Source organism: Nocardia rhamnosiphila NBRC 108938, assembly GCF_000720425.1.
GTDB lineage: Bacteria > Actinomycetota > Actinomycetes > Mycobacteriales > Mycobacteriaceae > Nocardia > Nocardia rhamnosiphila.
Genome location: NZ_JOAJ01000008.1, coordinates 76,429 through 102,641 on the forward strand (window position 1 = coordinate 76,429; position 26,213 = coordinate 102,641).

The following is a 26,213-nucleotide window of genomic DNA, read 5'->3' on the forward strand; positions in this document are numbered from 1 at the left end:
GAGTGATCCGCACACCAGCGGGCCACTCGGGGTCACCGCAGCCATCAGCTCGACCACCCCCTGTACGAGGAGCAGTTTTGACCGATCTGATCCACTCTGGCGTCCCGGCGGAATCCGCTGTGCCGGGTTCCGCTCCCACCCCTCGCGACGCCAACGGTGCGCCCGCCGGTGGCCGAGTCCGCGTGATTCGTGAAGGAGTGGCGTCTTACCTACCGGATATAGATCCGGAGGAAACCAGCGAATGGCTCGAGTCGTTCGACGAGATGCTCGAGCGCGAAGGTCCCGGCCGGGCCCGCTACCTGATGCTCCGGATGCTCGAACGCGCCGGTGAGCGGCGGGTCTCCATTCCTTCGCTGACGTCCACCGATTACGTCAACACCATCCCGACCGAGAACGAGCCCTGGTTCCCCGGCGACGAGGAGACCGAGCGGCGCTTCCGGGCCTGGATCCGCTGGAACGCGGCGATCATGGTGCACCGCGCGCAGCGTCCGGGTATCGGCGTCGGCGGGCATATCTCGACCTACGCGTCCTCGGCGGCGCTCTACGAGGTCGGGTTCAACCATTTCTTCCGCGGCAAGGACCATTCCGGCGGCGGCGATTCGATCTTCATCCAGGGTCACGCCTCGCCCGGTATCTATGCTCGCGCCTTCCTCGAGGGCCGGCTGAGCACCGATCAGCTCGACGGTTTCCGCCAGGAGTACAGCCACGGCGGCCTGGGCAAGGGCCTGCCGTCGTATCCGCATCCGCGGCTGCTGAGCGACTTCTGGGAATTCCCGACGGTGTCGATGGGCCTGGGCCCGATGAACGCCATCTACCAGGCGCGGTTCAACCACTACCTGCACGATCGCGGGATCAAGGACACCTCCGATCAGCATGTGTGGGCGTTCCTCGGCGACGGCGAGATGGACGAACCCGAATCGCGCGGTCTCGCCCATGTGGCGGCCATGGAGGGTCTGGACAATCTGACCTTCGTGGTGAACTGCAACCTGCAGCGCCTCGACGGCCCGGTCCGCGGTAACGGCAAGATCATCCAGGAACTGGAGTCGTTCTTCCGCGGCGCCGGCTGGAATGTCATCAAGGTGATCTGGGGCCGGGAGTGGGACGCGCTGCTGGGCGCCGATCGCGACGGTGCGCTGGTGAATCTGATGAACACCACGCCCGACGGTGACTACCAGACCTACAAGGCCAATGACGGCGCGTACGTCCGCGACCATTTCTTCGGCCGGGACCCGCGCACCAAGGCGCTGGTGCAGGATCTGTCGGATCAGGAGATCTGGAACCTCAAGCGCGGCGGGCACGACTACCGCAAGGTGTACGCCGCCTACGCGGCGGCGCTGGCGCACAAGGGCCAGCCGACGGTGATCCTGGCCAAGACCATCAAGGGCTACACCCTCGGTAAGCATTTCGAGGGCCGCAACGCGACCCACCAGATGAAGAAGCTGACCCTGCAGGACCTCAAGGACTTCCGCGACCTGCAGCGGATCCCGATCAGCGATGCCGAGCTGGAGAAGGATCCGTACCTGCCCCCGTACTACCACCCGGGCCCGGAGACCAAGGAGATCCAGTACATGCTGGATCGCCGCAAGGCGCTGGGCGGGTTCCTGCCGGAGCGGCGTACGAACATCGCACCGCTGAAACTGCCCGGTGACGAGGCGTACAAATCGGTGCGCAAGGGTTCGGGCAAGCAGAACGTGGCGACCACCATGGCGCTGGTGCGGCTGATGAAGGAGCTGCTGCGCGACCCCGAGATCGGCAAGCGCATCGTGCCGATCATCCCGGACGAGGCCCGCACCTTCGGTATGGACTCGTGGTTCCCCTCGCTGAAGATCTACAACCGCAACGGCCAGCTCTACACCTCGGTCGACGCGGAACTGATGCTCGCCTACAAGGAGAGCGCGGTCGGGCAGATCCTGCACGAGGGCATCAACGAGGCCGGTTCCACCGCATCGTTCACCGCGGTCGGTACCTCTTACGCCACCCACGGCGAGCCGATGATCCCGCTCTACATCTTCTATTCGATGTTCGGGTTCCAGCGCACCGGTGACGGGCTGTGGGCCGCGGCCGATCAGCTCGCCCGCGGTTTCGTGCTCGGCGCGACGGCCGGCCGGACCACCCTGACCGGCGAGGGCCTGCAGCACAACGACGGCCATTCGCTGCTGCTGGCGGCGACGAACCCGGCGGTGGTCTCCTACGATCCGGCGTTCTCCTTCGAGATCGCCCATATCGTGCGCGACGGCCTGCGCCGGATGTACGGCGGTACGCCGGGCGTGGACGGATTCGGTGGGGAGAACATCTTCTACTACCTCACCCTGTACAACGAGCCCTACCAGCAGCCCGCCGAGCCCGAGGATCTCGACGTGGACGGTCTGCTCAAGGGCCTGTATCTGTACAAGAAGGGTGGCGCCGGTGATGTCCGGGCGCAGATCCTGGTCTCCGGTGTCACCGTGCCCGACGGTCTGCGGGCCCAGCAGTTGCTGGCCGACCACTGGGGTGTGGCCGCCGACGTCTGGTCGGTGACCTCCTGGGGTCAGCTGCGCCGGGAGGCTCTCGAACTGGAGATCGAGGCGCTGCACCATCCGGGTGAGGACGCGGGGCAGCCCTACGTCGCCCGGGCGCTGGCCGACGCACAGGGCCCGTTCGTGGCCGCTACGGACTGGATGCGCGCGGTACCGGATCAGATCCGTAAATGGGTTCCGGGCGATTTCACCACGCTGGGCACCGACGGATTCGGGTTCTCCGATACCCGGCCCGCCGCACGCCGGGTGTTCAATGTCGACGCGGAATCCATCGTGGTCGCCGCCCTGGCGGGGCTGGGCCGGATCGGCAAACTGGATCCGGCGAAGGCCGCCGAGGCCGCCGCCCGGTACCGCATCGACGATGTGTCGGCCGCGCCGGAGTTCACCGCGGGCGGCGCCGGAGACGCGGAGTGACGGCGGTTCGATGATCGAACGCAGACCACCGCGTCCGCGCCGGGTCTCCGAGGGCTCCAGCGAGCACGAGGTGTACCTGCCGACCGGCGCGCTGTCGCCGAACCGGCAGACCCGCGACCCACTACCGGACACGCTGCTCAAACGCGTGAAGCAGTTCTCCGGGCGGCTGTCCACCGAAGCCGTGGGGTCGATGCAGGATCGGCTGCCGTTCTTCGCCGATCTGGACGCCGCGCAGCGCGCCGGCGTGCAGATGCTGGTGCAGACCGCGGTGGTCAACTTCCTGGAATGGCTCCAGGACCCGGATAGTGATATCCGGTTCAGCCTGGACGCCTTCCAGGTCATCCCGCAGGATCTGGCGCGGCGGCTGACGCTGCGCCAGACCGTGGACATGGTGCGGGTGGCCATGGAGTTCTTCGAACAGTGGCTGCCCGCGCTGGCGCGTAACGATCGGCAACTGGTCGCGCTCACCGAGGCGGTTCTGCGATACGGGCGTGAGCTCGGTTTCGCGGCGGCCTCGGTGTACGCCAGCGCGGCCGAATCCCGGGGCGCCTGGGATACCCGGCTCGAAGCGCTGGTGGTGGACGCGGTGGTACGCGGCGACACCGGTCCCGACATGCTCTCCCGGGCGGCCACCCTGAACTGGGATGCGACCGCCCCCGCGACGGTCCTGGTGGGCACACCGCCGCGGGATCAGGGTGTGTCGGTGGTCGGCGCGGTACACACCATCGCGGCCCGGCACGGCCGGGCGGCGCTGGCGGTGGTCCAGGGTGCCCGCCTGGTGATGGTGGTGAGCGGCACCCTGGGCGACACCGTGCACACCTCGCCGTTCATGGCCGATCTGCTCACCGAGGCGTTCTCGGACGGCCCGGTGGTGATCGGACCGACCACGCGCACCCTCGGCGCCGCGCACAGCAGTGCCCTGGAGGCGCTCGCCGGGATGGAGGCGGTGATCGGCTGGCGGGAGGCTCCGCGCCCGGTACACGCCATGGAACTACTGCCCGAACGGGCGCTGCTCGGCGATCGAGCTGCGGTCGACGCGCTCGTCGAGTACCTTGTCCTTCCGTTGGCTTCTGCGGGTTCCGCCCTGGCGGACACCCTGGATGCCTACCTGGATTGCGGTGGTGCGGTCGAGATGTGCGCGCGTCAACTGTACGTTCATCCAAATACTGTGCGGTATCGCCTGAAGCGGATCGGGGAAGTAACCGGTCGTGATCCGCTCAATCCGCGGGATGCGTATGTGTTACGAATCGCCGCCACAGTGGGTCGTTTGACACGAACTCGTAACGAATCGTCATCACAAGCCTCAGAGGACTCTTTTGTCCCATTGGACAAAGACGGGCTGTAACGCCGGCCCCGATTCGGTCGATCCGGACACACCACGCGGGCTTTTGTGGAGACCATACAAAAGCGGTCGGCAAGCTTCATTCACGTCGACATCTCGCAAATGGGGTCTCACAGTGTTTTCTTAGGTACGTGATCGCGTTGTTCGCCCCTGGACAGGGCTCTCAGACACCCGGCATGCTCGCGCCCTGGCTCGACCTGCCCGGCGCTCGTGACCGCCTCGCACTGTGGTCGAAGGAATCCGGTCTGGATCTGATCCGGCTCGGTACCGAAGCGACCGCCGAAGAGATCACCGACACCGCCGTGACCCAGCCGCTCGTGGTGGCTGCCGCGCTGCTCGCCTTCGCCGAGATCGGCGAACAGCGGGTGCCGGCCGACACCATCGTGGCCGGCCATTCGGTGGGCGAACTCGCCGCCGCGGCGGTCGCCGGCGTGATCTCCGCCGACCAAGCAGTTACGCTGGCAGCCATCCGCGGTGCCGAAATGGCGAAGGCGTGCGCGCTGGAGCCGACCGGCATGTCCGCGGTATTGGGTGGCGAAGAGGCCACCGTGCTGGCGCGGCTCGAAGAACTGGAACTGGTCCCGGCCAACCGCAACGCCACGGGTCAGATCGTGGCAGCGGGACGCCTGGACGCACTGGCCGAACTGGCCGCGAATCCGCCGGAGAAGGCCCGGGTACGGGCGCTTCCCGTGGCGGGCGCGTTCCACACCGAGTTCATGGCCCCCGCTCAACAGGCGGTGGCGGCGGCGATCGCCGAGATCACCCCGCACGAGCCGGCTCGCCCCTTGCTGTCGAACGCCGACGGCAAGCCGGTCGAGTCCGGCGCGGACGCGGTGGCTAAGCTCGCCGCGCAGGTCACCCGGCCCGTCCGGTGGGACCTGTGCACCGAAACCGTCCGGCAGGCCGGTGTTTCGGCGGTGGCGGAGTTGCCACCGGCGGGAACCCTCGTCGGCATTGCCAAACGGGAGCTCAAAGGCACCCCGAACCTGGCGCTGAAGACCCCGGAGGACATCCCCGCGCTGGCCGAGCTCACGGGCTCCGGCTAGCTTGCCTACGGCCGTGTTTCCGACGAACCCTCGCCGGGAGCACGGCACCGAAGCGACGTAACCGTGCGTCGCCTCGGCCCGAAGAAATATGTAGAGCCCTACACGAGAAAATTAGAAGGGAGCCACGAAGTGGCCGCTCTGACCCAGGAACAAATCGTCGAGGAACTCGGCAAGATCATCGAAGAGGTTACGGGTATCGAACCCTCCGAGGTGACCGTCGAGAAGTCCTTCGTCGATGACCTGGACATCGACTCGCTGTCCATGGTCGAGATCGCGGTTCAGACCGAGGACAAGTACGGGGTCAAGATCCCGGACGAGGATCTGGCCAGCCTGAAGACCGTCGGCGACGCCGTCGCCTACATCCAGAAGCTCGAGGCGGAGAACGCGGACACCGCCGCCGAGCTCAAGGCCAAGTTCGACAACGCCGAGTAGGGCCGACACCGTGACCACTCCTTCCACCTTGAACGGGAACTTCCCGAATGTCGTCGTCACGAGCCTGGCGGCGTCCACGTCGATCGCGGGTGACGTCGATGCGACGTGGAAGGGTCTCCTCAACGGCGAGAGCGGTATCGACGTTCTCGAGGATTCCTTCGTCGAGGAATACGACCTACCGGTCCGCATCGGCGGCCATCTGAAAGTTCGTCCCGACAGCCTGCTGAGCCGGGTCGAGACCCGTCGGATGGCCTATGTCGAGCAGCTCGCGACCGTGCTCGGCCGCGAGGTCTGGCGTAATGCGGGCAGTCCGGAAGTCGATCCGGAGCGGCTGGGTGTGGCCATCGGCACTGGACTGGGTGGCGGTGACGCGCTCATCGATTCGGTCGACAAACTGAAGAACGGTGGATATCGCAAGATCTCCCCGCTCGCTGTTCAGATGGTCATGCCGAACGGGCCGTCCGCCGTCGTCGGTCTCGAACTGAAGGCCCGGGCAGGAGTGGTCACTCCGGTCTCGGCGTGCTCGTCGGGCTCGGAAGGTATCGCCAACGCGTGGCGCATGATCGTCATGGGCGATGCCGATATGGTCGTCACCGGAGGTGTCGAAGGTTTCATCGACGCCGTGCCGATCGCCGCGTTCACCATGATGCGCGCGATGAGCACCCGCAACGACGACCCGAAGGGCGCCTCGCGTCCCTTCGACAAGGACCGCGACGGCTTCGTCTTCGGCGAAGCCGGCGCGCTCATGGTCATCGAAACCGAGGAGCACGCCAAGGCGCGCGGTGCCACCATCCACGCCCGGCTGCTGGGCGCCGGTATCACCTCCGACGGTTTCCACCTGGTCGCGCCGGACCCCGAGGGCACGGGCGCCGCCCGCGCCATGACCCGGGCCATGCAGACCGCGGGTCTGTCCAAGCAGGACATCACCCACATCAACGCCCACGCCACCGCCACCCCCATCGGTGACACCGCCGAGGCGAAGGCGATCAACAAGGCCGTCGGCAACCACGCCTCGGTCTACGCGCCCAAATCGGCGCTCGGACATTCCATCGGCGCCGTCGGTGCGCTGGAGTCCGTGCTCACCGTGCTGGCCATCCGGGACGGTATCGTGCCGCCCACCCTGAACCTGGACAACCAGGATCCTGAGATCGACCTCGATGTGGTGAAGGGCGAAGCCCGGCGCCAGGAGATCGAGTACGCGATCAACAATTCGTTCGGTTTCGGTGGGCACAATGTCGCGCTCGCCTTCGGCCGGGCCTGACGGTCCGCCCGAACTGTTCGACGACCCATAGACGGGGCCGCCGGGTTTCTTCCGGGCGGCCCCGTCTGGGCTTCGGCACCCAGTGGCCCGCGTTTTGGGCGCACATTTTCGAGGAGAGAACGCGATGACCACTATCGCTCCGGCCCGCCATCAGGAAACTGCGACCGATCCGCGTGATCCCCTCGGGCGGCTCCAGCGCTTTTTCGACCCCGGCACGGTGCTGCCGCTGCATGCGCGCGACAAATCGGGTGTGCTCGCGGCCGTCGGTGAGGTCGACGGCGTCCGCACCGTCGCCTACTGCTCCGATGCCACCGTGATGGGCGGCGCCATGGGAGTGGAGGGCTGCAGGCATATCGTCGACGCGATCGACACCGCCATCGACTCCGGCGCGCCGGTGGTCGGTCTGTGGCATTCCGGTGGTGCCCGGCTCGCCGAAGGCGTCGAGGCCCTGCACGCGGTCGGCCTGGTGTTCGAGGCCATGGTCCGCGCCTCGGGCCGGGTTCCCCAGATCTCGGTGGTACTCGGTTTCGCGGCCGGCGGCGCCGCCTACGGTCCCGCACTCACCGATATCGTGATCATGGCCCCCGAAGGTCGCGTTTTCGTCACCGGCCCCGATGTGGTGCGCAGCGTCACCGGTGAACAGGTCGATATGGCCACCCTCGGCGGCCCGGAAACCCACGGCAAGAAATCCGGCGTCACCCATATCGTGGCCGACGACGAAGCCGATGCGGTGCACCGCGCCCGCCGCCTCGTCTCGATGTTCGCCGAACAAGGCGAATTCGACCTCGTCGCCGCCGAGCACGGCAATGTCGATCTGCGGGCCATGCTGCCGGCCTCGGCCAAACGCGCCTACGACGTCAAACCGCTGGTGCACGAACTGCTCGACAATGTCGACGGCGAATCCAGCTTCGAAGAGCTCCAGGGCGGCTACGCCCGCTCCATGGTGACCGGCCTCGGCCGCCTGGCCGGACGCGCCGTCGGTGTCCTCGCCAACAACCCGCTGCGACTGGGCGGCTGCCTGGACTCCAAGAGCGCCGAGAAAGCCGCCCGGTTCGTCCGCCTCTGCGACGCCTTCGGTATCCCGCTGGTCGTCATCACCGACGTCCCCGGCTACCTGCCCGGCGTCGGCCAGGAATGGGACGGCGTGGTCCGCCGCGGCGCCAAACTGCTGCACGCATTCGCCGAAGCCCGGGTCCCGCGGGTCACGCTGGTCACCCGCAAAATCTACGGCGGCGCCTACATCGCCATGAACGCCCGCTCCCTGGGCGCCACCGCGGTCTATGCCTGGCCGGGGTCGGAGGTCGCGGTGATGGGCGCGAAGGCGGCCGTCGGCATCCTGCACAAGAAAGCCCTGGCCGCCGCGCCGGAAGAAGAACGCGAAGCACTGCACGAACGACTCACCGCCGAACACGAAGCCATCGCCGGCGGGGTGGAACGGGCCGTGTCGATCGGGGTGGTCGACGAGGTCATCGACCCGGCGCATACGCGCAGCAAGATCGCGGCCGCGCTGGCGGCGACGCCGTGCCGGGCCAGCCACCACAAGAACATCCCGCTGTAATGTCGGCGCCGACTTCGTCGGCGCGGGGGGTTGCCGTCGAGATAAGACGCCGGGTCGGTATGAGGATTCACTCGGGAGGCGGTCCAGCTCTATGATCGCAGGTTGCCGGCCTGTCGATCGCACGTGGTTGCTCGGTCGTAACAGGTTTTTCTGCTTATGAAGGTGGAGTTGCGGGCTGGTTCGTGAAGGTGCTGTGTTTTTGGCGCCGCCTGCGGCGTCGCGGGGTTGAGGCCCCCTTGGTCTCGCCGTTTCGGCCTCGAGACTCGCGCCTTCGGCGCATGCACTTCGAGGCCGAAACGGCGAGACGGGCCTCAACCCTTTGAGGTGTCTCGCAGAACTCGACGCATGGGGTTGCGTCGGGGTTCGACGGCCGGGTCGATATGTGGACCTACTCGGGGGTGGGTGAGGTCTGCGCGGGAAGCCTCCGCCCACAGGGGACACTTCCTCCGAAAGGGTCTGGCCGGGGGGTTCGGTCGACGACAATGCGCAGATGGGACGCGATGGAGCGGGGGCTCGCGAGCGCAAACGTCATGGTCGGCATTACACGCCCGCGACGCTTGCGGGGTTCCTGGCCGGCCGGGTGGCCGCGCGGATCGGCTCGGCCGGGCCGGTGCGGGTGCTGGATCCGGCCTGTGGATCCGGGGAGCTGTTGTTCGCAATCCGGGACGCGTTGGCCGGACGGCTGCCGGGGGCGCCGGTGGAGCTGGTGGGGTACGACCTGGATCCGGCGGGTTTGGCCCTGGCGCGGCTGCGGGCGGCGGGGTCGGGGGTGGAGGCCGAATGGCGGCAATCCGATTTCCTGGCCGACTGCGCGGGGCTGCCGGCCGAATCGTTCGACGCGGTGATCGCCAATCCGCCGTATGTCCGGACTCAGCAGTTGGGTGGGGCGGCGGCGCAGGCCCTCCGGGGGCAGTTCGGATTGCGGGGGCGTATCGATTTGACGCATCCGTTCGTCGCGGCGCTGCCGCGGCTGATGGCTCCGGGCGGGGTGCTGGGTCTGTTGTGCGCGAACCGGTTCCTGACCACGAAGGCGGGAGCGAATCTGCGGGCCCTGCTGCTGGCGGATCTGACGCCGGTGGAGCTGTACGACCTGGGCGATACCAAGCTGTTCGAGGCGGCGGTACTGCCGGCTGTGACGATCGCCGTGCGCGGCGCGGCGCGAGGGGAGTGCCGGTACGTCTCGGTCTACGAGGAGGAGGCCGGGAATGCGCCGGACCCGGAACCCGCGGACCCGGCAACCTCGGGCCCGGCGACTTCGGGCCCGGCGACTTCGGGGTCGCTCGGGCGCGGTCCTGCCCGTCCGGCTCCGCAGCGGCGGGGAGCGGGCCCGAGCCCGGCCGGCCGCGCGGTGGGTGCTCGGGACGTAAGGCATGCCCGCGGATCGGACTCCGGTGCGGGGACCGCGCACGAAGAGCGGGAACTGTTCGCGGCCCTGAGCGGAACCACCGACGCGATGGTGTGGCGGCAGGGCCGCCGGTTCGCGGTGACGGTGGGGGAGCTGGCCACCGAGTCCGGTGCGGCGGCGGCGTCGGTGGGGTGGCGGATGTCGCGGGTGGGGCACGACGACTGGTTGCGCGGGGTCACCGAGCGGATGTGGCGCACCTTCGGGGACCTGGGACGTATCCGGGTGGGGATCAAGACCAATGCGGACAAGGTTTTCATCGCGGCGCACTGGGGTGATCCGGCGGCCGAACCGGAGCTGCTGCGCGACCTCATCACCCATCACGATCTGCGGCCGTGGCGGATCGATCGGATCCGCCGGACCCGGGTGCTGTATCCGTACGACCTCACGCGGACACGCCGGGTGCCGGTGGACCTGGCGCGGTATCCGCGGACCGCGGCCTATCTGGAGCAGCACCGGGAGGTCTTGGCGGCGCGAGGTTATCTCACCGGGGCGGGCCGTGAATGGTTCGAACACTGGGTGCCGCAGCGGCCGCATCTGTGGCGGACTCCCAAGGTGGTGTTCCCGGATATCAGCGACCGGGCCCGTTTCGCGCTGGACCGATCCGGCGCGGTGGTCAACGGTGACTGCTACTGGATTTCGCTGGCAGACCTGGGCGGCGACGCCGGCGCCGAGAATATGGCCTGCCTGATGATGGGTGTCGCGAACTCGTCGCTGGGACTGCGCTATTACGACGCGGTCTGCGGTAACCGGCTCTATTCGGGACGGCGGCGCTGGATCACCCAGTACGTGTCCCGGTTGCCGCTCCCGGATCCGGGGACCCCGGCCGCGCTCGCGATCGTGCGCCGGGTGCGGGAACTGGCCGCGGAACCGGAGTCCGGCGTGGCGGGGCAGGCGGAATTGGACGAGCTGGTGAACCGGGCGTTCGCGTGGTGACCCGGATCAGCTCGGGCTGTGCCAGGCGACCATGGGCAGCAGGGTGCGGCGGGCGAATTCGCGGCCGGCGGCCTCGTCCTGGATGGGGATCAGACCATCGGGTGTGAGTGCCAGCGACAGCGCCAGGCGAGCCATGATTTCGGCGACCAGGTCCGGGTCGAAATCGTTGCCGCTGTCGTGCAGTTCCCGCAGTTTCGCGGCCAGATAGGTGCGGCCGACAGCCAGGATCGGGCCGGCTTCGGTGGTGAGCCGGGGCAGTACGAGATCGGGTTCGGTGCGCAGTAGCCGGATCAGCAGCGGGTTGCCGGCGATAGCGGAGATGAAGGCGACGAAGATCTCCACGAGCTGATCCTCGGAGCCGGCCACCGTGCGCACCCGGTTGTCGATCTTGGTGACGAAACGCTGCGCCTCCCGGACGGTGACCGCTTCGACCAGGTCGTTCTTGGATTCGAAGCGGCGGTAGAGGGTGGCGGGACTGATACCGGCGCGGCGGGCGATCTCGCCCATGCTGGTGCGTTTGATGCCGAAATCCAGGAACGCCGAGAGCGCGCTGTCGAGCACTTTCCCGCTGTCGGCGGGTGGCTCGGCCAGGATGCGTTGCAGAATCGGCGGTACGGGCGACATGGTCCTCACACCTTATCCGACACCGGATGCAGCGGGTGACCTGCGCGTTGTTTTCGTGCCGGGTATCACTCCCGCGGCAGATCGAGTTCGGCCATCTCGTGTTCGATCGCGTTGGCCGCGAAATCGACTCCTCTGGAACGCAGTTCATGGACTCTGCGCCGCAGCGCCTCGATACCTCCTGGTTGCGCGGCGATATCCGCCACGCTCACCCGCCCGGCCGACCGGCGCGTCTCGGACTGCTCGCACGCCACCCGTCATACCTCCTGCCGGGCACGTCGCCGTGCCCACCTGGACGGGTCGCCCGAAACGCCGACACCTTGCAGGACAGCGGGTTTCGGGTCAACCCGTCTCCCCGGATACGTTGTTCCATGGTAACAGTCACCTACTGGACGCTTGTCCAATAACGTGTCCGGGTGGCGGCCGCGCTCAGATCTCTTTCGCCGACCGGTGCTCGGACATATGGTGCAGATACACCATGGCATTGAGCTCCACCCCGCGCTGCTGCTCCGCGGTGAGTTCACGGCGGACCTTGCCGGGCACACCGGCCACCAGCGAACCCGGCGGAATCTGCGCGCCCTCGGGGATCAGCGCATTGGCCGCGATCAGGCTGCCCCGGCCGATCACCGCGCCGTTCAACACGGTCGCGCCCATCCCGATCAGACAGTCGTCCTCGACCGTGCATCCGTGCAGGATCGCGTTGTGCCCGACCGAGACCCCGGCGCCCACGGTCGCCGGGAAGCCCGGGTCGGCGTGCAGTACGCAGCCGTCCTGGATATTGCTGCGTTCCCCGACGGTGATCAGTTCGGTGTCACCGCGGAGGACGGCGTTGTACCAAATGCTGACCTGGGCCCCGAGCTTCACCCGGCCGATCACATTCGCAGTGGGGGCGATCCACGCGGTCTCATCTATCTCGGGCCGGTGGCCACTGACTTCGATCCTCATATACGCAACCTAACCCGCCCGTTCCGGCGACCGGCGAGGCGGTGGAGACCGTGTGGCGCCGGCGGCGCGGCCTCAGTTCTCCCCGGAGTCACGCAGAATCCATTCGGGCCCGGCATCGGCGGGCAGGTCACGCAACTTGTCCGGATTGCGGACGACATGGATGGCGGTGATCCGGCCGTCGTCGACGGTGAAGGAGAACACCCCGTGGTGCTGACCGTCGAACACCAGCAGCCCGGGCATACCGTTGACCTCGATGGCCCGGCCCCAGCCGCCCGCCGCGGCCGGGACGTTGTACCAGCCGAGCAGCATCTTGGCGATGATCTCGGCACCCGCGACCGGTTTACGAATGGCAGGTACCTTGCCGCCACCGTCGGCGGTGAGGGTCACCCGGTCGTCGAGCACGCCGAGCAGCGCGCTCATATCGCCGGACCGCCAGGCCACCGCGAAGGCCGAGACCACCTTCTCCTGTTCGTCCGGGGATGCCGGGAAGCGCGGAGTCCCGTCCTCGACCCGTTTGCGGGCGCGTGAGGCGAGCTGCCGGACCGCCGCGGGGGTGCGACCCACCACCTCGGCGACCTCCGGGCCCGACATCCCGAACACGTCCTGCAGGACGAACGCGGTGCGTTCGGCCGGGGAAAGCGATTCCAGGACCACCAGCAGCGCCATGGTGACCCGCTCGTCCTGAGAGATCCGATCCGCGGGATCCTCCCAGTCGGTCACGGTGGGTTCGGGTAGCCACTCACCCACGTACTGTTCGCGCCGCATCCGCGCCGACCCGAGCTGATCGAGGGCCAGGCGGCCGGTGACCGTGGTCAGCCACGCCTGCAGATTGTCGATGGGCGCGCCGCCGGCCTCCTGCTGCCGCTGCAGTCGCAGCCACGCCTCCTGCACCACATCGTCGGCGTCGCTGAGACTGCCGAGGGTGCTGTAGGCGAGGCGGCGCAGGTACGGGCGCAGTTCTTCGAAACGCCGGGCCAGCTCGGCGGGTTCTTCTCGGTCGGTCACTGCGGTTCCCCGTTCGGTCGATGCCCGGCGGGCGGGCAATGGTCTCGCCGAGTCGACGACGGGCGCGCCCGAGCTGTGACATCGGTGCGGCCCGGTCGCCGACGGTGGTGTGGTGACGACCGTATCCGGCCGCACCGGCTGCTCTGCCGGTGCGGCCGTACCGTTCGTGGGAATGCGGGCCCCGGTCGTCCCCGGCACGGGCGGCCGGCCGGTGCTGGATACGCTCACCCGGTGCGCAGAGGTGTTTCGACCGCGGCGGGTCTGCTGATCGGGTTCGCCATCGATCGGGCGGTCGGGGACCCGCGGCGCGGGCATCCGGTGGCGGGGTTCGGGATGGTGGCCGCGTCGGTGGAGACGGTGACCTATGCCGACCATCGCCGGGCGGGGGTGGTGCACGAACTGCTGCTGGTGGGGTCGGTGGTGGGTCTGGGCGCGGCGTTGCGCCGGGGCGGCGCCGTACCGGTGGCGGCGGCGACCTGGACGGTGCTCGGGGGCCGCAGCCTGGCCCGGACCGGACAGCTGATGGCCGACCGGCTCGACGCCGGAGATCTCGCCGCCGCCCGCGAACTGCTGCCCGCTCTGTGCGGACGCGATCCGGCGGCGCTGGACGCGGCCGGGCTGGCCCGGGCGGCCCTGGAATCGATCGCCGAGAACACCTCCGACGCCGCGGTCGCGCCGCTGCTGTGGGGCGCGGTGGCCGGTGTTCCCGGACTACTGGGGTATCGGGCCGTGAACACCCTCGATGCCATGATCGGCTATCGCAACCCGCGCTACCGGCGGTTCGGGTGGGCGGCCGCCCGCGTGGACGATCTGGCGAACCTGCTGCCCGCCCGGGCGACCGGGCTGCTCACCGCGCTGGTGGCGCCGCTGGTCGGCGGCCGGCCCGGCACGGTCCTCCGGACCTGGCGACGGGATGCCGGAAAGCATCCGAGCCCGAATGCCGGGGTGGTGGAAGCGGCGGCGGCGGGGGCGCTCGGGGTGCGCCTCGGTGGGCGGACCGAATACCCGCACGGGGTCGAGCAGCGGCCGGAGCTGGGTGCGGGGCCGGCGCCCACGGTCGGCGATCTGCGGCGCGCGGTGCGGTTGTCCGAGCTGGTGCAGTACGCGGCGGTGGTATCGGCGGCGGCGGTCGCGGTGGCGAGCGCGGGACTACGGGAGTGGAGGCGCGCTCGTCGCACCCGGGCTCTGGCCGGGTAGTTCGCACGTTCGACCAGCGGGTGCGAGTCGCCGCGAGCGGGTCGAGGCGCGGGGGTTCCGGGAGCGGACTCCGGTCGCGGGGCAGCACCGCACACCCGCGCCGCCGAAAGCCGGATGGGTGGGGGTGTGGGTTCTGCTCACACCGTCGATCAGGACGCATCGCGGCGCGGACCCGGCACGGCCTCGGCGAGTCGTCGTGCACTCGGCTGCGGCCGATATATGCAGGTAGCCGCTGCGCCGCGACATTCAGGGGCGGGTGCGGCCGTACCGGTCGGCCAGTCGGGCCTCGGTGGTGGCCGGTTCGGGGTCCGGGCTCCGCGGCTCGCCGGGATCGGGTGCGGTCTTCGCCGCGGGTCGCTGCTTACGACGTTCGCGGATCTCGGCCCAGGCGAAATAACCCAGACCCAGCGGCGCCATGATGCCGAACGCCAGCCACTGCAACCCGTAGGAGAGGTAGGGCCCGGCGTCGAGCTGGGGCAGCGGTACCGGGGTGAACGCGCCCGGCTGGTCCTGCGACAGCTGTAGGTAGGAGCCGCGCTCACCGACCGGGAGCGGGGTCAGCGGGAGCCCCAGGACCGTGGTCTCCTGCGGGACGTCGATGGAATAGACGTGCGGGACGCCGTCCTGGACGGCGGGTGCGCGCTGCGGGTCGACGTTCTCCGAGACCCGGATCCGGCCCTCGACACGCTGCACGCCGGACGGTGGGGGGTCGATCGGCGGTGGCTGCGAGCCGTCGACCGCCGCCACCAGACCGCGGTCCACGAGCAGGGTGCGGCCGTCGGTGAGGGTGAACGCGGACAGCACACCGAAACCGGGTGCGCCGTCGAGATGCCGCAGGCGGACCAGCACGGTCGAATCGGGTACGTAGGTGCCCTCGGCGAAGACCTTCCGCCATTCCGTGGCCGCGTCCGCGGCCGTGCCGTCGAGAATCTCGGTGACCGCCACCGGATCGGCGTGCACCGAATCGGCGATCAGCTGGTTGCGCTCGGAGGTGGACTCGTTCTTGCCGAGCTGCCAGGGGGCCAGCACGGTGAAACACAGATACGCGAACGCGACCACCACCGCGGCCAGGATCAGCCAGCCGGGACGCAGCAGGAAGGCGAGGCGGCGCATCAGGCCGCACCGCCGGTCACCGGCGCTCTGGCGGCGAGCGCGGCGTGGACCCATGCCAGCAGGCCCGGGACCGCGGCCTCGATCTGCTCGCGGACGAGCTCGAATCCGGCGGTGTCGCCGTAGTACGGATCCGGTACGTCGGCGCCGTCGGCGTGCGGATCGAAACTGCGCAGCAGGCGGCGGCGTTCGAGCGGGATCCCCCGGACGGCCAGGTTGCGGTCGTGTTCGGTGGTCATGGCGACGACGAGGTCGGCGTCGGCGTGGTCGGCACCGAACCCGGCGGCCCGGTGCCCGGTGGGGTAGCCGTGGCGGTGCAGGGTCGCGGTGGTGCGCGGGTCGGCGTCGGCCCCGGTGTGCCAGTCGTGGGTACCCGCACTGCTGACCCGTACCCGGTCGCCGAGCCCGGCCCGGGACAGATGCGCCAGCAGAATCTTCTCCGCCATCGGCGATCGGCAGATGTTGCCGGTACAGACGAACGATATGTGCAGCTCACCCACGACAGCCATTCTGGCGGGTCGACTCGCCCGCGCGCCACGTAGGGTGCGTCTCATGCTCACCGAACATGTCGATTTCGCCGGGCTGCGTCATCACGGTGATGTGGAAGCCCAGCCGGGTCTGCTCGATTTCGCGGTGAACGTCCAGGGCACCGCGCCCCCGCGCTGGCTACGCGACCGGCTGGTCGCCGCCCTGGACTCGCTCGGCCGGTACCCGGCCGCCGCCGACGAGCGGCACGCCCGGGAAGTCGTGGCGGCCCGGCACGGGCTCGCGGCCGATCAGGTGCTGCCCCTGGCCGGTGGGGCGGAGGGGTTCGCGCTGCTGCCGCGGCTGTCACCCCGGCTGGCGGCGGTGGTGCATCCCTCGTTCACCGAGCCCGAACTCGCCCTGCGTGAGGCCGGTGTCCCGGTGCACCGGGTGCTGCTGGAACCGCCCTACGTCCTGGACCCCACTCTGGTCCCGGAAGAAGCGGACCTGGTCGTGCTCGGTAACCCCACCAACCCGACCTCCGTTCTGCACCCGGCCGACGTGGTGCGTGCGCTGCTGCGCCCGGGGCGGGTCGTGGTGGTGGACGAGGCCTTCATGGACGCGGTGCCCGGGGAAACGGAGTCGCTGGCCGGAGAGGCGGGAGAGGGGCTGCTGGTCCTGCGCAGCCTCACCAAGACCTGGGCGCTGGCCGGGTTGCGATGCGGCTACCTGCTCGGGGCACCCGAGCTGCTGCGGCAATTGGTCCGGGGCCGGGCGCACTGGCCGGTGGGCACGCTGCAGCTCGCCGCGATCGCCGCCACCGCCGCGCCGCGTGCCCTCGCGGAGAGCGCGGCGCGGGCGCTGGAGATCGGCGGGGAGCGCGCGGCGATGATCGAGCGCCTGCTCGGCGCCGGGGTGGCTGTGCAGACCCCGGCGGACGCGCCGTTCCTGCTGCTCGAGGTGGAACACGGGGAGATCCTGCGCGAATATCTGCGCCGGCACGGGATCGCGGTGCGGCGCGGCGATACCTTCCCGGGCCTGGGGCCGGAGCATATGCGGGTGGCCGTCCGGCCCCCGGCCGATGTCGAACGGCTGGTGGCGGCGCTGGGAAACGCGGGACGTCTGGTCTAGCGTCCGGTGCCGGTAAGCGGGCCCACCGCGCCGGACCCGCGTGCGCGCGACATGATTGTCGCCGACTCACCCGAGAGCTCCCGAGAGAAAGGTGTGCCGTGGCCACCCTTGCCGAACTCGTTGCGACGCTGGAGACGGCCTACCCGCCGCGGCTGGCCGAACCGTGGGATTCGGTGGGCCTGGTCTGCGGGGATCCCGCGGAGGTCGTGCGGCGGGTGCTGTTCGCCGTCGATGTCACCGCCGCCGTGGTGGACGAGGCGGTGCAGTGGGGCGCCCAGGCGGTGGTGGCCCACCATCCGCTGCTGCTGCGAGGTGTCGACAGTGTCTCGGCCGACCGGCCCAAGGGCGCGCTGGTGCATCGGCTGATCCGTGCGGGCTGCGCCCTGTTCACCGCGCATACGAACGCCGATTCGGCCGACCCCGGTGTCTCCGATGCCTTGGCCGCGGTCCTCGGTCTGACGGTGACGGGCCCGCTGGACCCGAAACCGGTGGCGGCGGTGGACAAATGGACCGTGCAGGTGCCCCCGGAGCAGGCCGACGCGGTGCTGGCGGCGCTGTTCGCCGCGGGTGCGGGTGGCTCCGGGGACTATCGGGAGGCCGCCTGGCGGGTCACGGGGACCGGTCAGTTCCGGCCGCTGGACGGCGCGAACCCGGCGGTCGGCGCGGTCGGCGAACTGGCCCGGGTGGCCGAGGACCGGCTGGAGGTGGTCGCCCCCGCCGGCGCCCGGGCCGCGGTACTCGCGGCACTGCGGTCGGCGCACCCCTACGAGGAGCCCGCCTACCACGTGACCGAACGGGCCGCGCTCACCGGACATCAGGGCCTGGGCCGGATCGGTACGCTCGCCGAACCGCTGACGCTGCGCGAGTTCACCGCCCGCGCCGCCGCCGCCCTGCCGGCGACGACCTGGGGAGTGCGGGCCGCCGGCGACCCCGACCGGGTACTGCGCACCGTGGCCGTCTGTGGTGGGGCCGGTGACTCCCTGCTCGATACCGCCACCCGCCGCGGCGTCGACGCGTACCTCACCGCCGACCTGCGCCACCACCCCGCCGACGAGCATCTGCGCCGGTCGGGTCCCGCGCTGATCGACGCGGCCCACTGGGCGACCGAGTTCCCCTGGTGCGCGCAGGCCGCCGCGGTGGTCCGGGACGGCCTCCCGGACCTGGAGACGCGGGTTTCCACCGTGCGCACCGATCCGTGGACGGTCGGTTGCGGCGGCTGACCGCGGCGCCCAGGAACGCGGCGGCGGGTTCGGACCCGTCCGCGACACCGCTGCCGCCGCGCGGAGTACGGTGGACGTTCTTATCCGTCCACAGCGTGCAGGGAGTTCGTTCGCGTTGAATGTCGAACCATCGATCCAGGCCAAACTGCTGCGTCTCGCCGAGGTCGACACCGAACTGACCCGGATCGCGCACCGGCGCAGCGTCCTCCCCGAACAGCAGGAGGTCGACCGGTTCGAGGCCGAACGCAACACGCACAAGGACGCGGCCGTGGCCGTGGAGATCGTGCTGGACGATCTCGACCGCGATATCCGCAAGCTCGAGGGTGAGATCGAGGCCGTCCGCAAACGCGAGGACCGTGACCGGGGCGTCCTGGAGGCGGGTTCGGTCGGGGCGAAACAGCTGTCCGAACTGCAGCACGAGCTGGCGAGCCTGGAACGGCGCCGATCGGTGCTCGAGGACGATCTGCTCGAGGTGATGGAACGCCGCGAGGCCTCCGCCGCCGACCATGAGCACGCCGGTGCCCGGCTGGACCGCACCGAGACCGAACTCGCTGCCGCCCGCGGCCGCCGCGACGAGGCAGTCGCCGATCTCGACGTCGCCCAGCAGCGCTGCGAAACCGATCGCGCGAAACTGGTCGGCGTGTTCCCGGAGGACCTGCTGGCCGTCTACGACCGGCAGCGCGCCGCGCACGGTATCGGCGCGGCACTGCTGCAGGCCCGGCGCTGCGGAGCCTGCCGGATCGAACTGGACCGCGGCGAGATCGCCCGGATCACGAAAACCGCGCCCGATCAGGTGGTGCGCTGTCCGGAATGCGGTGCGGTGCTGGTGCGGACCAAAGAATCCGGATTGTGAGACCGCACCGGAACGCGGAGTCCGAGTAGCGGGAGCGGGAGGCCGAAATGAGCGTGCGCGAGGTCATCGTCGAGGCCGACGGGGGATCCCGGGGCAACCCGGGCCCGGCCGGTTACGGGGCGGTGGTGTTCGACGCGGACCGGGTGGGGGTGCTCGCCGAACGCCGGGAGGCCCTGGGCGTCACGACCAACAATGTCGCGGAGTACCGCGGTCTGATCGCCGGACTGGAAGCGGCCGCCGAACTCGGTGCCCGGGTGGTCGCGGTGCGGATGGACTCCAAACTCGTGGTCGAGCAGATGTCGGGTCGCTGGAAGGTCAAGCACGCGGCGCTGATTCCCCTCGCCGATCGGGCGCGCCGGCTGGCGGCGGACTTCGATCAGGTGAGCTACCGCTGGATTCCGCGTGCGGAGAACTCCCATGCCGACCGGCTGGCCAACGAGGCCATGGACGACGGCAAGCTGGTCGAGGAGGTACACGCGGCCGACCCGTCCGCTACCGCGCCATCCGCCGAGGTCGCCGATCCGGCCGCGGATTCGCAGAGCGCGTCGGCCCGCCTGGCCGGACCCGGCCCGGGCTGGACCGGTGCGGCCGGCCGCCCGACCAGGCTGCTGCTCCTCCGGCACGGCCAGACCGAATTGTCGGTTCAGCGGCGCTATTCCGGTCGCGGCAATCCGCCGCTGACCGCCGTGGGCCGGGAACAGGCGGCCCGGGCAGCGAAAATGCTGGCCGCCAAGGGCGATATCGCCGCGATCGTGACCTCCCCGCTGGGCCGGGCCCGGGAAACCGCCGAGGCGGCCGGCGCGGCGCTGGGTATCGAGGTACGGGTCGTCGACGGTCTCACCGAAACCGACTTCGGTGAGTGGGAAGGGCTGACCTTCCGGGAAGCCGCCGAACGGAATCCGGAGCTGCATGCCCGCTGGCTGGGCGATCCGTCGCTACCGGCCCCCGGCGGCGAAAGCTTCGACGCGGTCCGGGAACGGGTGGAGGCGGTGCGCCGCGATCTCGTCGCGCGGTATCCTGGGGCGAATGTCGTCGTGGTCAGCCATGTGACGCCGATCAAAACGCTGCTGCAGCTGGCGCTGGGAGTCGGCCCGTCGCTGCTCTACCGCCTGCACCTGGACCTGGCGTCGCTGTCGCTCGCGGAGTTCTATCCGGACGGCGGTTCGTCGGTGCGGCTGGTCAACGATAGGAGCTATCTCTGAGCCGCTCGGCGGATCGGCCCGGGTGTCGGCCGCTAGCGCAGCGGCGCGTGCGCGCAGTTGATGTAACCGGCCCGGAGGGTCACGAGGCGGACCCACGCTCTGGTCGGCGGGGGATTCCGCTGGGTCGAGGTAATGGTCAGCGCGGTGTGCTCGCGATCTCATCGCACCCTTCAGTGGAGAGCCTCGGCGGTGAGTGCGCCGGCACGGTTCCGGAGGAACCGCGCCGTGAACTCGTCGAGGGGATAGAAGAATTCGACCGCCAGCTCCGACAGCGTCACGTCCGCGGGCGCGCCGAAGGTGGCCATGGTGCCGAACAACGAGAGCTCACCGTGCGGCGTGCGCACCCGGATCGGGACCTGGAACGGGCCGGAATCGGTACCGTCCGTCGCCTCGAGGTCGGAGTAGACCGGCGGATAGGCACTGACCTCGTCGTAGAGGTCGCGTAACCGGGGGTCGCCGGTGGTGCCGGCCTGCCGGGCCAGCCGCTCCAGCAACTGTTCGCGCACCTGGCGGGGATTGGCGAGCCGGCCGGCGAGGCCTTCGGGATGCAGGACCAGCCGATAGACGTTCGGCCGGTCGGCCAGCAGGCGCAAGGGCACGCCGTCGGTGAGTACCGCCAGTGCCGAATTGGCGGTGACCACGTCCCACCAGCGGTCGACCGCTACCGCCGGATAGGGCTCGTGGGCGGCGAGCATATGCTCCAGGGCAGCCCGCGCCGAGGCGAGATGGGCGTCGTCGAGACTGCTCTCCTGGTAGGCAGGCGCGAATCCGGCGGCGACCAGCAGCGTATTGCGTTCCCGCAGGGGCACATCCAGCGTCTGTGACAGGCGCAGCACCATCTCCCGGCTCGGCGCCGAGCGTCCGGTCTCCACACACGACAGATGCCGGGCCGAGGTACCCGCCGCCAGCGCCAGATCCAGCTGGCTCAGTCGCCGCCGTTGCCGCCATTCCCGCACCAGGGCACCGACCCGCGACGGGCTCCCATCCGCACATACCTCCATATCGTGAGCGTATCGGGGGCCGGGACGCGGTGGCCATGACCTCGGAGGTCATTGAACCGCTGACCGTCCCGCGGCACAGTCGGAGACGCAACCGTCAGTGCTGATCCGAGAGGCAGACGATCATGACCACCGCGACCCTGTCCGCGCCCGCGACTTCCGACGACCTGCTGCGCCGCACGCTGCGCCTCGACGGCTGGGGCACCGGGGCCTTCGGTGTCCTGATGCTCGCCGGCGCCGTACCGCTGCAAGACCCCCTGGGCTTCCCGACCTCGTGGTCGGTCCCGTTCGGTGTCGCCATGCTCGGTGGCGCGCTGGTTCTGCTGCTCATCGCCGGTTACCCGGTTATCTCGCCGCGGCATGCGACGGGGGTGGTCGCGTTCAACTCGCTCTGTGTGCTCGGGCTGCTCGCCCTGCCGTTCTCCGGCCTGCTCGAGCTCACCGGCGCCGGCGTGGCGTTCGTCCTGATCGGCGCGATCGTCGTCGCGGCGTTCGCGGCGCTGGAGTACGCCGGTCTGCGGCGGATCACCGGCTGACCGCGGATCAGGCCGGATAACAGTGGATCTCGGTGGCCTTCAGTGCCGCCCACAGCTCCGATCCCGGCCGGATACGCAGGTCCGCCACGGTGGCGGGGGTGATATCGGCCAGCGCCGGAATCGCCCCGTCGAGCCGGACCCGCACCGTGTGGGCGTGCTGTTCGAGACCGGCCACCGTCACCGGCCAGGTGTTGCGCGGACTGCCGGCGGGCCGCTGGGGATGCAGGCCGACCGCGGACGGCGCGAAGGTGAGATGCACCGGGCCGGTGGCCGGTTCGGCGACGGTGAGCTCGCCGCCGCCGGCGAGCCGGACCAGGGTCCCCGCCGCGGTTCCCCGGAACAGATTGAGTCCCACCAGGTCCGCGACATAGTCGGAGCGGGGCCGCCGGGCCACGTCACCGGGCGGCCCCTGCTGGACCACCACCCCGCCCTCCACGATGACGAGCCGGTCCGCGAGCACCATCGCATCGAGTGGGTCGTGGGTGACCAGCAGGGTATGGCCGGGATAGTCGCCGAGATGGTGGGCCAGTTCGGAACGCACCCGCACCCGGGTCGCCGCGTCCAGTGCCGCCAGCGGCTCGTCCAGCAGCAGCAGTTCCGGTTCGACGGCCAGGGCGCGGGCCAGCGCGACCCGCTGGGCCTGACCACCGGACAGGGTCCGGGGCTGGGCGTGCGCGTACTCGGCCAGCCCCACCCGGTCCAGCCAGTGCGTGGCCCGCTCGCGGGCGGCGGCCCTCCGCACGCCGCGCGCCCGCAGGCCGAAGGCCACATTATCCAGTGCGTCGAGGTGGGCGAAAAGTAGATAGTCCTGGAACACCACACCGACCGAACGGCGTTCGGGCGGCACGAAGGCTCCGGGCGGCGCATCCCATATCCGGTCGTCGAGCCGGATCGATCCGGCTGTGAGCGAGGTGAGTCCGGCCAGGGCGCGCACGGCGGTGGTCTTCCCGGCGCCGTTGGGGCCGAGTAGGGCGACGACCTCGCCCAGGGCGAGTCGCAGGTCCAGGTCGAGGGAGAAATCGCCGCGGGTCACCCGCAGTTCGGCCGTCAGCGCCACCGGGGGACCGCTATCTTGATCCGTCCCTCCTGACTGGCTGGAATGGCATGTGCTGTGGGCGCTTTAGGTGCTTTACGTTTACACACAACCTTACTTCCTGTAAAAATATTCCATGAGGACAGCGTACAAGGTTCGGGCCTACCCGGACGCCGAACAAGCGGCGATACTGCGTCGCACGTTCGGGTGTGTACGCCTCGTGTGGAACAAGACTCTCGCCGACCGGCAACGCCGCTACACCACCGAACGGAAACCCACCTCCTATCGGGAAACCGACGCCGCCCTGTCGGAATGGAAGAAAACCGAAGAGCTGGTGTTCCTGTCTGAAGTGTCGTCGGTGCCGCTGCAGCAAGCCCTGCGACACCAGCACGCGGCCTTTGCTGCCTTCTTCAAAGGCAACGCCCGGTACCCGCGATTCAAAAACCGACACGGCCGCCAGTCCGCGCATTTCACCCGTTCCGCGTTCCGCATCAAGGACGGGGCGCTGTGGCTGGCGAAAACGATTACGCCGCTGCGCGTGGCGTGGTCGTGGCCGGGTACCGACCTCGGCGCTCTCGATCCGACGATGGTGATCGTTTCCCGCGAATCGAACGGTCGCTGGTTCGTGACATTCGCCATCGATATGGACGACCCCGCCCCACTGCCCAGTGTTGGCGAGTCGGTCGGTGTCGACCTCGGAATCAAAGACTTTGCAGTCCTTTCCACCGGGGAGAAGATCGCCAACCCTCGCCATATGGCCCGCCATGAACGTGGACTGCGACGGCAGCAACGACGCCTCGCCCGCATGCAGAAGGGGTCCGCCAACCGCGCCAAGCAGCGGCAGAAGGTGGCGAGAAAATACCGCCGTGTGCGTGATGCCCGCCGTGACTTCCTGCACAAAACCAGCACCGAACTCGTGCGACGCTTCGACACGATCGCTATGGAGGGCCTTGCCACCAGGAATATGGTTCGTAACCGTCGATTGGCAAAGTCGATCAGCGAGGCGGCGTGGGGCGAATTTCGGTCGATGCTCGAATACAAGACCGAACGTGCCGGGCGTCGGCTTACGGTGATCAGTCGCTGGTATCCCAGCACCAAAACCTGCTCGGTGTGTGGACACCTGCTCGCCACCCTCAGCCTCGGGACACGCCATTGGACGTGCCCGGACTGCAGCACCCGACATGATCGGGATATCAACGCTGCGAAGAACATCCTTGTCGCCGCCGGGCTGGCGGAGACATAAAACGCCTGCGGAGGCGATGTCAGACCGCAAGGGGCATCCCTTCGGCAATCGCCGGTGAAACAGGAACTCCCGGACGCGAGTCCGAGAATCCCCGTCTTCAATGCGGGGTGTAGTCAAAGCACGCCCCGCAGCCAGCGTTCCCGGAGCGCGGCGAGCACCACCACCGAAACAAGCAGCAGCACCAGACTGAGCACGATCGCCGCGGCCGGGTCGGTTTCCAGCGCCAGGTACACCGCCAGCGGCATGGTGGTGGTCTTGCCCGGGAAATTACCGGCGAACGTGATGGTGGCGCCGAATTCGCCCAGCGCCCGCGCCCAGCAGAGCACCGTCCCGGCCACGACACCGGGCAGGATCGAGGGCAGCGTCACGCGGCGGAAGGTCAGCCAGCGGGAGGCGCCCAGCGTCGCCGCGGCCTCCTCGTAGCGTGGATCGGCCCCGCGTAGCGCGCCCTCCACCGAGATCACCAGGAACGGCATCGCCACGAACGCCTCCGCCACCACCACCGCCGCGGTGGTGAAGGGCAGCGCCACCCCGAACCAGTCGTAGAGGTACCGGCCGACGAGCCCGCGGCGGCCGAGTACCAGCAGTAGCGCCACCCCGCCGACCACCGGTGGCAGTACCAGGGGGACGGTGACCAGCGCTCGCACCAGTCCGCGGCCGGGCAGATCACCGCGGGCCAGCAGCCAGGCCAGCGGGATACCCAGCACCAGGCACAGCACGGTGGCCAGGCTCGCGCACACCAGCGAGAGACGCAGCGCCTGTCCCACTTCCGCGGAGACCAACCGCTCGGGCAGATCACGCCACGGTGCCCGCACCAGCAGCCCGGCCAGCGGCACGATCAGAAACACCAGCCCCAGCAGCGCGGGCACGACCAGGACGATCGGCCGCCGGCCCCGGACCGCCCGGCGCCGGCGCAGTGCCGTCGCCCGGCGCCGCACCGGGCCGGCGCTCACGGGGTATCGAAACCGGCCGCGGTGAAGACCGTCCGCGCCTGCGGTGACAGAACGAATTCGACGAACGCCGCGGCGGCGGCCGGGTTGGGCGCCTGCGCCACCGGCGCGATCGGATAGTCGTTGATCGCCTTCTCCGATTCCGGGAACTCGATCCCGGTGACCTCGTCACCCGCGGCCCGGACATCGGTCCGGTACACCAGCGCGGCGTCGACCTCACCCAGCGTCACCTTGGTCAGGACGGCTTTCACATCGGGTTCGCGGGTATCGGGTTGCGGGGTGACACCGGCCGCGGCGAAAACCTTGTCGGCGGCCGCACCGCAGGGCACCTGTTCGGCACACAGCGCGATCCGCCGTTCGGGACGGCCGAAATCGGCGAGTCCGCTGATACTGCCCGGATTACCGACGGGCACCGCTATCTCGAGCCGGTTACCGACGAAGGTGACCGGCCCGGCGGTGATATCGCCCGATTCGATCACCTGCTCCATATTGCGCGGCGCGGCGGAGGCGAACACATCGGCCGGTGCGCCCTGCCTGATCTGTTCGGCCAGCGCCGAACTGCCGCCGAAGCCGAACACCACGTCGACCCCGGGATGGGCCTGTTCGAACTGCTCGCCCAGGGTGGTGAAGGTTTCGGTGAGCGAGGCCGCGGCGAAAACGGTGACGGTTCCGGTGATCCCGTCACTCGAACCGCCGGAGCCGTCCCCGGAGTCCTGGCCGGCGCAGCCCGCCAGCACGGTCATCAGTACGGCCGCCGGGGCCAGCCGGCGTACCACGCGCCCTACCGTCGTCGTCAT

General features: G+C 69.5%; 24 protein-coding genes. 14 read left to right on the forward strand and 10 right to left on the reverse strand.

The genetic code is table 11. The features are described from left to right. Positions 1-119: 119 nt before the first annotated feature. The 7 genes from aceE (at position 120) to IG75_RS0124755 (ending at position 10,907) form a co-directional block, all read left to right on the forward strand. The gene (gene aceE, locus IG75_RS0124725; RefSeq protein ID WP_245713229.1) at positions 120-2,930 is read left to right on the forward strand and encodes a pyruvate dehydrogenase (acetyl-transferring), homodimeric type; all 2,811 of its coding nucleotides are present in this window, start codon (positions 120-122) and stop codon (positions 2,928-2,930) included. Positions 2,931-2,940: 10 nt separating this feature from the next. Then, positions 2,941-4,275 (forward strand): PucR family transcriptional regulator, encoded by a 1,335-nt coding sequence (locus IG75_RS0124730; RefSeq protein ID WP_245713219.1) that lies wholly within the window; start codon positions 2,941-2,943, stop codon positions 4,273-4,275. A 128-nt stretch (positions 4,276-4,403) separates the two neighbouring features. After that, positions 4,404-5,318 (forward strand): ACP S-malonyltransferase, encoded by a 915-nt coding sequence (locus IG75_RS0124735; RefSeq protein ID WP_030524040.1) that lies wholly within the window; start codon positions 4,404-4,406, stop codon positions 5,316-5,318. Positions 5,319-5,447: 129 nt separating this feature from the next. Further along, positions 5,448-5,750: a meromycolate extension acyl carrier protein AcpM gene (acpM, locus tag IG75_RS0124740; protein ID WP_030524039.1), complete on the forward strand. Its 303-nt coding sequence runs from the start codon at positions 5,448-5,450 to the stop codon at positions 5,748-5,750. A 10-nt stretch (positions 5,751-5,760) separates the two neighbouring features. Then, the gene (locus IG75_RS0124745; protein WP_030524038.1) at positions 5,761-7,011 is read left to right on the forward strand and encodes a KasA/KasB family beta-ketoacyl-ACP synthase; all 1,251 of its coding nucleotides are present in this window, start codon (positions 5,761-5,763) and stop codon (positions 7,009-7,011) included. A gap of 124 nt (positions 7,012-7,135) precedes the next feature. After that, the gene (locus IG75_RS0124750; protein WP_030524037.1) at positions 7,136-8,569 is read left to right on the forward strand and encodes an acyl-CoA carboxylase subunit beta; all 1,434 of its coding nucleotides are present in this window, start codon (positions 7,136-7,138) and stop codon (positions 8,567-8,569) included. A gap of 490 nt (positions 8,570-9,059) precedes the next feature. Further along, entirely contained in the window at positions 9,060-10,907 is a 1,848-nt protein-coding gene (locus IG75_RS0124755; RefSeq protein ID WP_036515198.1) for an Eco57I restriction-modification methylase domain-containing protein, read from the forward strand. Between the two features lie 6 nt (positions 10,908-10,913). Here IG75_RS0124755 and IG75_RS0124760 read toward each other — a convergent pair whose 3' ends face one another. From IG75_RS0124760 to sigJ, 4 genes are all read right to left on the reverse strand, one after another. Next, complete coding sequence (locus IG75_RS0124760; protein ID WP_030524035.1) at positions 10,914-11,531, reverse strand: TetR/AcrR family transcriptional regulator; 618 nt, start codon at positions 11,529-11,531, stop codon at positions 10,914-10,916. Between the two features lie 65 nt (positions 11,532-11,596). Continuing rightward, a complete protein-coding gene (locus IG75_RS0124765) occupies positions 11,597-11,782 on the reverse strand; it encodes a hypothetical protein (protein ID WP_030524034.1) in 186 nt (61 codons plus the stop codon). Positions 11,783-11,957: 175 nt separating this feature from the next. Next, entirely contained in the window at positions 11,958-12,473 is a 516-nt protein-coding gene (locus IG75_RS0124770) for a gamma carbonic anhydrase family protein (protein WP_030524033.1), read from the reverse strand. A gap of 72 nt (positions 12,474-12,545) precedes the next feature. Then, positions 12,546-13,478, reverse strand: a complete 933-nt coding sequence (sigJ, locus tag IG75_RS0124775) for an RNA polymerase sigma factor SigJ (protein ID WP_030524032.1) — start codon at positions 13,476-13,478, stop codon at positions 12,546-12,548. 231 nt (positions 13,479-13,709) lie between these two features. Here sigJ and IG75_RS0124780 point away from each other — a divergent pair, with 231 nt between their 5' ends. Then, the gene (locus tag IG75_RS0124780; protein ID WP_030524031.1) at positions 13,710-14,675 is read left to right on the forward strand and encodes a cobalamin biosynthesis protein; all 966 of its coding nucleotides are present in this window, start codon (positions 13,710-13,712) and stop codon (positions 14,673-14,675) included. A gap of 246 nt (positions 14,676-14,921) precedes the next feature. Here IG75_RS0124780 and IG75_RS0124785 read toward each other — a convergent pair whose 3' ends face one another. Both IG75_RS0124785 and IG75_RS0124790 read right to left on the reverse strand, forming a co-directional pair. Beyond that, the gene (locus IG75_RS0124785) at positions 14,922-15,788 is read right to left on the reverse strand and encodes an SURF1 family cytochrome oxidase biogenesis protein (protein WP_030524030.1); all 867 of its coding nucleotides are present in this window, start codon (positions 15,786-15,788) and stop codon (positions 14,922-14,924) included. Beyond that, positions 15,788-16,294, reverse strand: a complete 507-nt coding sequence (locus IG75_RS0124790; RefSeq protein WP_030525982.1) for a low molecular weight protein-tyrosine-phosphatase — start codon at positions 16,292-16,294, stop codon at positions 15,788-15,790. Before IG75_RS0124790 ends, IG75_RS0124785 begins: the two co-directional genes overlap by 1 nt. 43 nt (positions 16,295-16,337) lie before the next feature. Between IG75_RS0124790 and cobC the strand changes: the two genes are divergently transcribed. The 4 genes from cobC to IG75_RS0124810 all read left to right on the forward strand — a co-directional run bounded on the left by cobC (position 16,338) and on the right by IG75_RS0124810 (position 20,656). Next, a complete protein-coding gene (gene cobC / locus IG75_RS0124795) occupies positions 16,338-17,381 on the forward strand; it encodes an Rv2231c family histidinol phosphate aminotransferase CobC (protein WP_030524028.1) in 1,044 nt (347 codons plus the stop codon). Between the two features lie 98 nt (positions 17,382-17,479). Further along, a complete protein-coding gene (locus tag IG75_RS0124800; RefSeq protein WP_030524027.1) occupies positions 17,480-18,601 on the forward strand; it encodes a Nif3-like dinuclear metal center hexameric protein in 1,122 nt (373 codons plus the stop codon). 115 nt (positions 18,602-18,716) lie between these two features. Continuing rightward, positions 18,717-19,454: a zinc ribbon domain-containing protein gene (locus IG75_RS0124805; protein WP_030524026.1), complete on the forward strand. Its 738-nt coding sequence runs from the start codon at positions 18,717-18,719 to the stop codon at positions 19,452-19,454. A gap of 47 nt (positions 19,455-19,501) precedes the next feature. Further along, positions 19,502-20,656, forward strand: coding sequence for a bifunctional RNase H/acid phosphatase (locus tag IG75_RS0124810; RefSeq protein ID WP_030524025.1), 1,155 nt, complete (start codon positions 19,502-19,504; stop codon positions 20,654-20,656). Between the two features lie 170 nt (positions 20,657-20,826). On the opposite strand, the gene IG75_RS0124815 is transcribed toward IG75_RS0124810, so the two are convergent. Further along, positions 20,827-21,657 carry a helix-turn-helix domain-containing protein gene (locus tag IG75_RS0124815; RefSeq protein ID WP_030524024.1) on the reverse strand — a complete coding sequence of 277 codons (831 nt, stop codon included), beginning with the start codon at positions 21,655-21,657 and terminating at the stop codon, positions 20,827-20,829. A 122-nt stretch (positions 21,658-21,779) separates the two neighbouring features. Here IG75_RS0124815 and IG75_RS0124820 point away from each other — a divergent pair, with 122 nt between their 5' ends. Next, complete coding sequence (locus IG75_RS0124820) at positions 21,780-22,190, forward strand: hypothetical protein (protein ID WP_030524023.1); 411 nt, start codon at positions 21,780-21,782, stop codon at positions 22,188-22,190. A 7-nt stretch (positions 22,191-22,197) separates the two neighbouring features. On the opposite strand, the gene IG75_RS0124825 is transcribed toward IG75_RS0124820, so the two are convergent. Beyond that, entirely contained in the window at positions 22,198-23,247 is a 1,050-nt protein-coding gene (locus IG75_RS0124825; RefSeq protein ID WP_030524022.1) for an ABC transporter ATP-binding protein, read from the reverse strand. A 112-nt stretch (positions 23,248-23,359) separates the two neighbouring features. On the opposite strand from IG75_RS0124825, the gene IG75_RS36575 reads away from it, so the two are divergent. After that, the gene (locus tag IG75_RS36575; protein WP_245713217.1) at positions 23,360-24,466 is read left to right on the forward strand and encodes an RNA-guided endonuclease InsQ/TnpB family protein; all 1,107 of its coding nucleotides are present in this window, start codon (positions 23,360-23,362) and stop codon (positions 24,464-24,466) included. A gap of 113 nt (positions 24,467-24,579) precedes the next feature. On the opposite strand, the gene modB is transcribed toward IG75_RS36575, so the two are convergent. Both modB and modA read right to left on the reverse strand, forming a co-directional pair. Further along, positions 24,580-25,383: a molybdate ABC transporter permease subunit gene (gene modB, locus IG75_RS0124835; RefSeq protein WP_030524021.1), complete on the reverse strand. Its 804-nt coding sequence runs from the start codon at positions 25,381-25,383 to the stop codon at positions 24,580-24,582. A gap of 32 nt (positions 25,384-25,415) precedes the next feature. After that, complete coding sequence (gene modA / locus IG75_RS0124840; protein WP_030524020.1) at positions 25,416-26,213, reverse strand: molybdate ABC transporter substrate-binding protein; 798 nt, start codon at positions 26,211-26,213, stop codon at positions 25,416-25,418.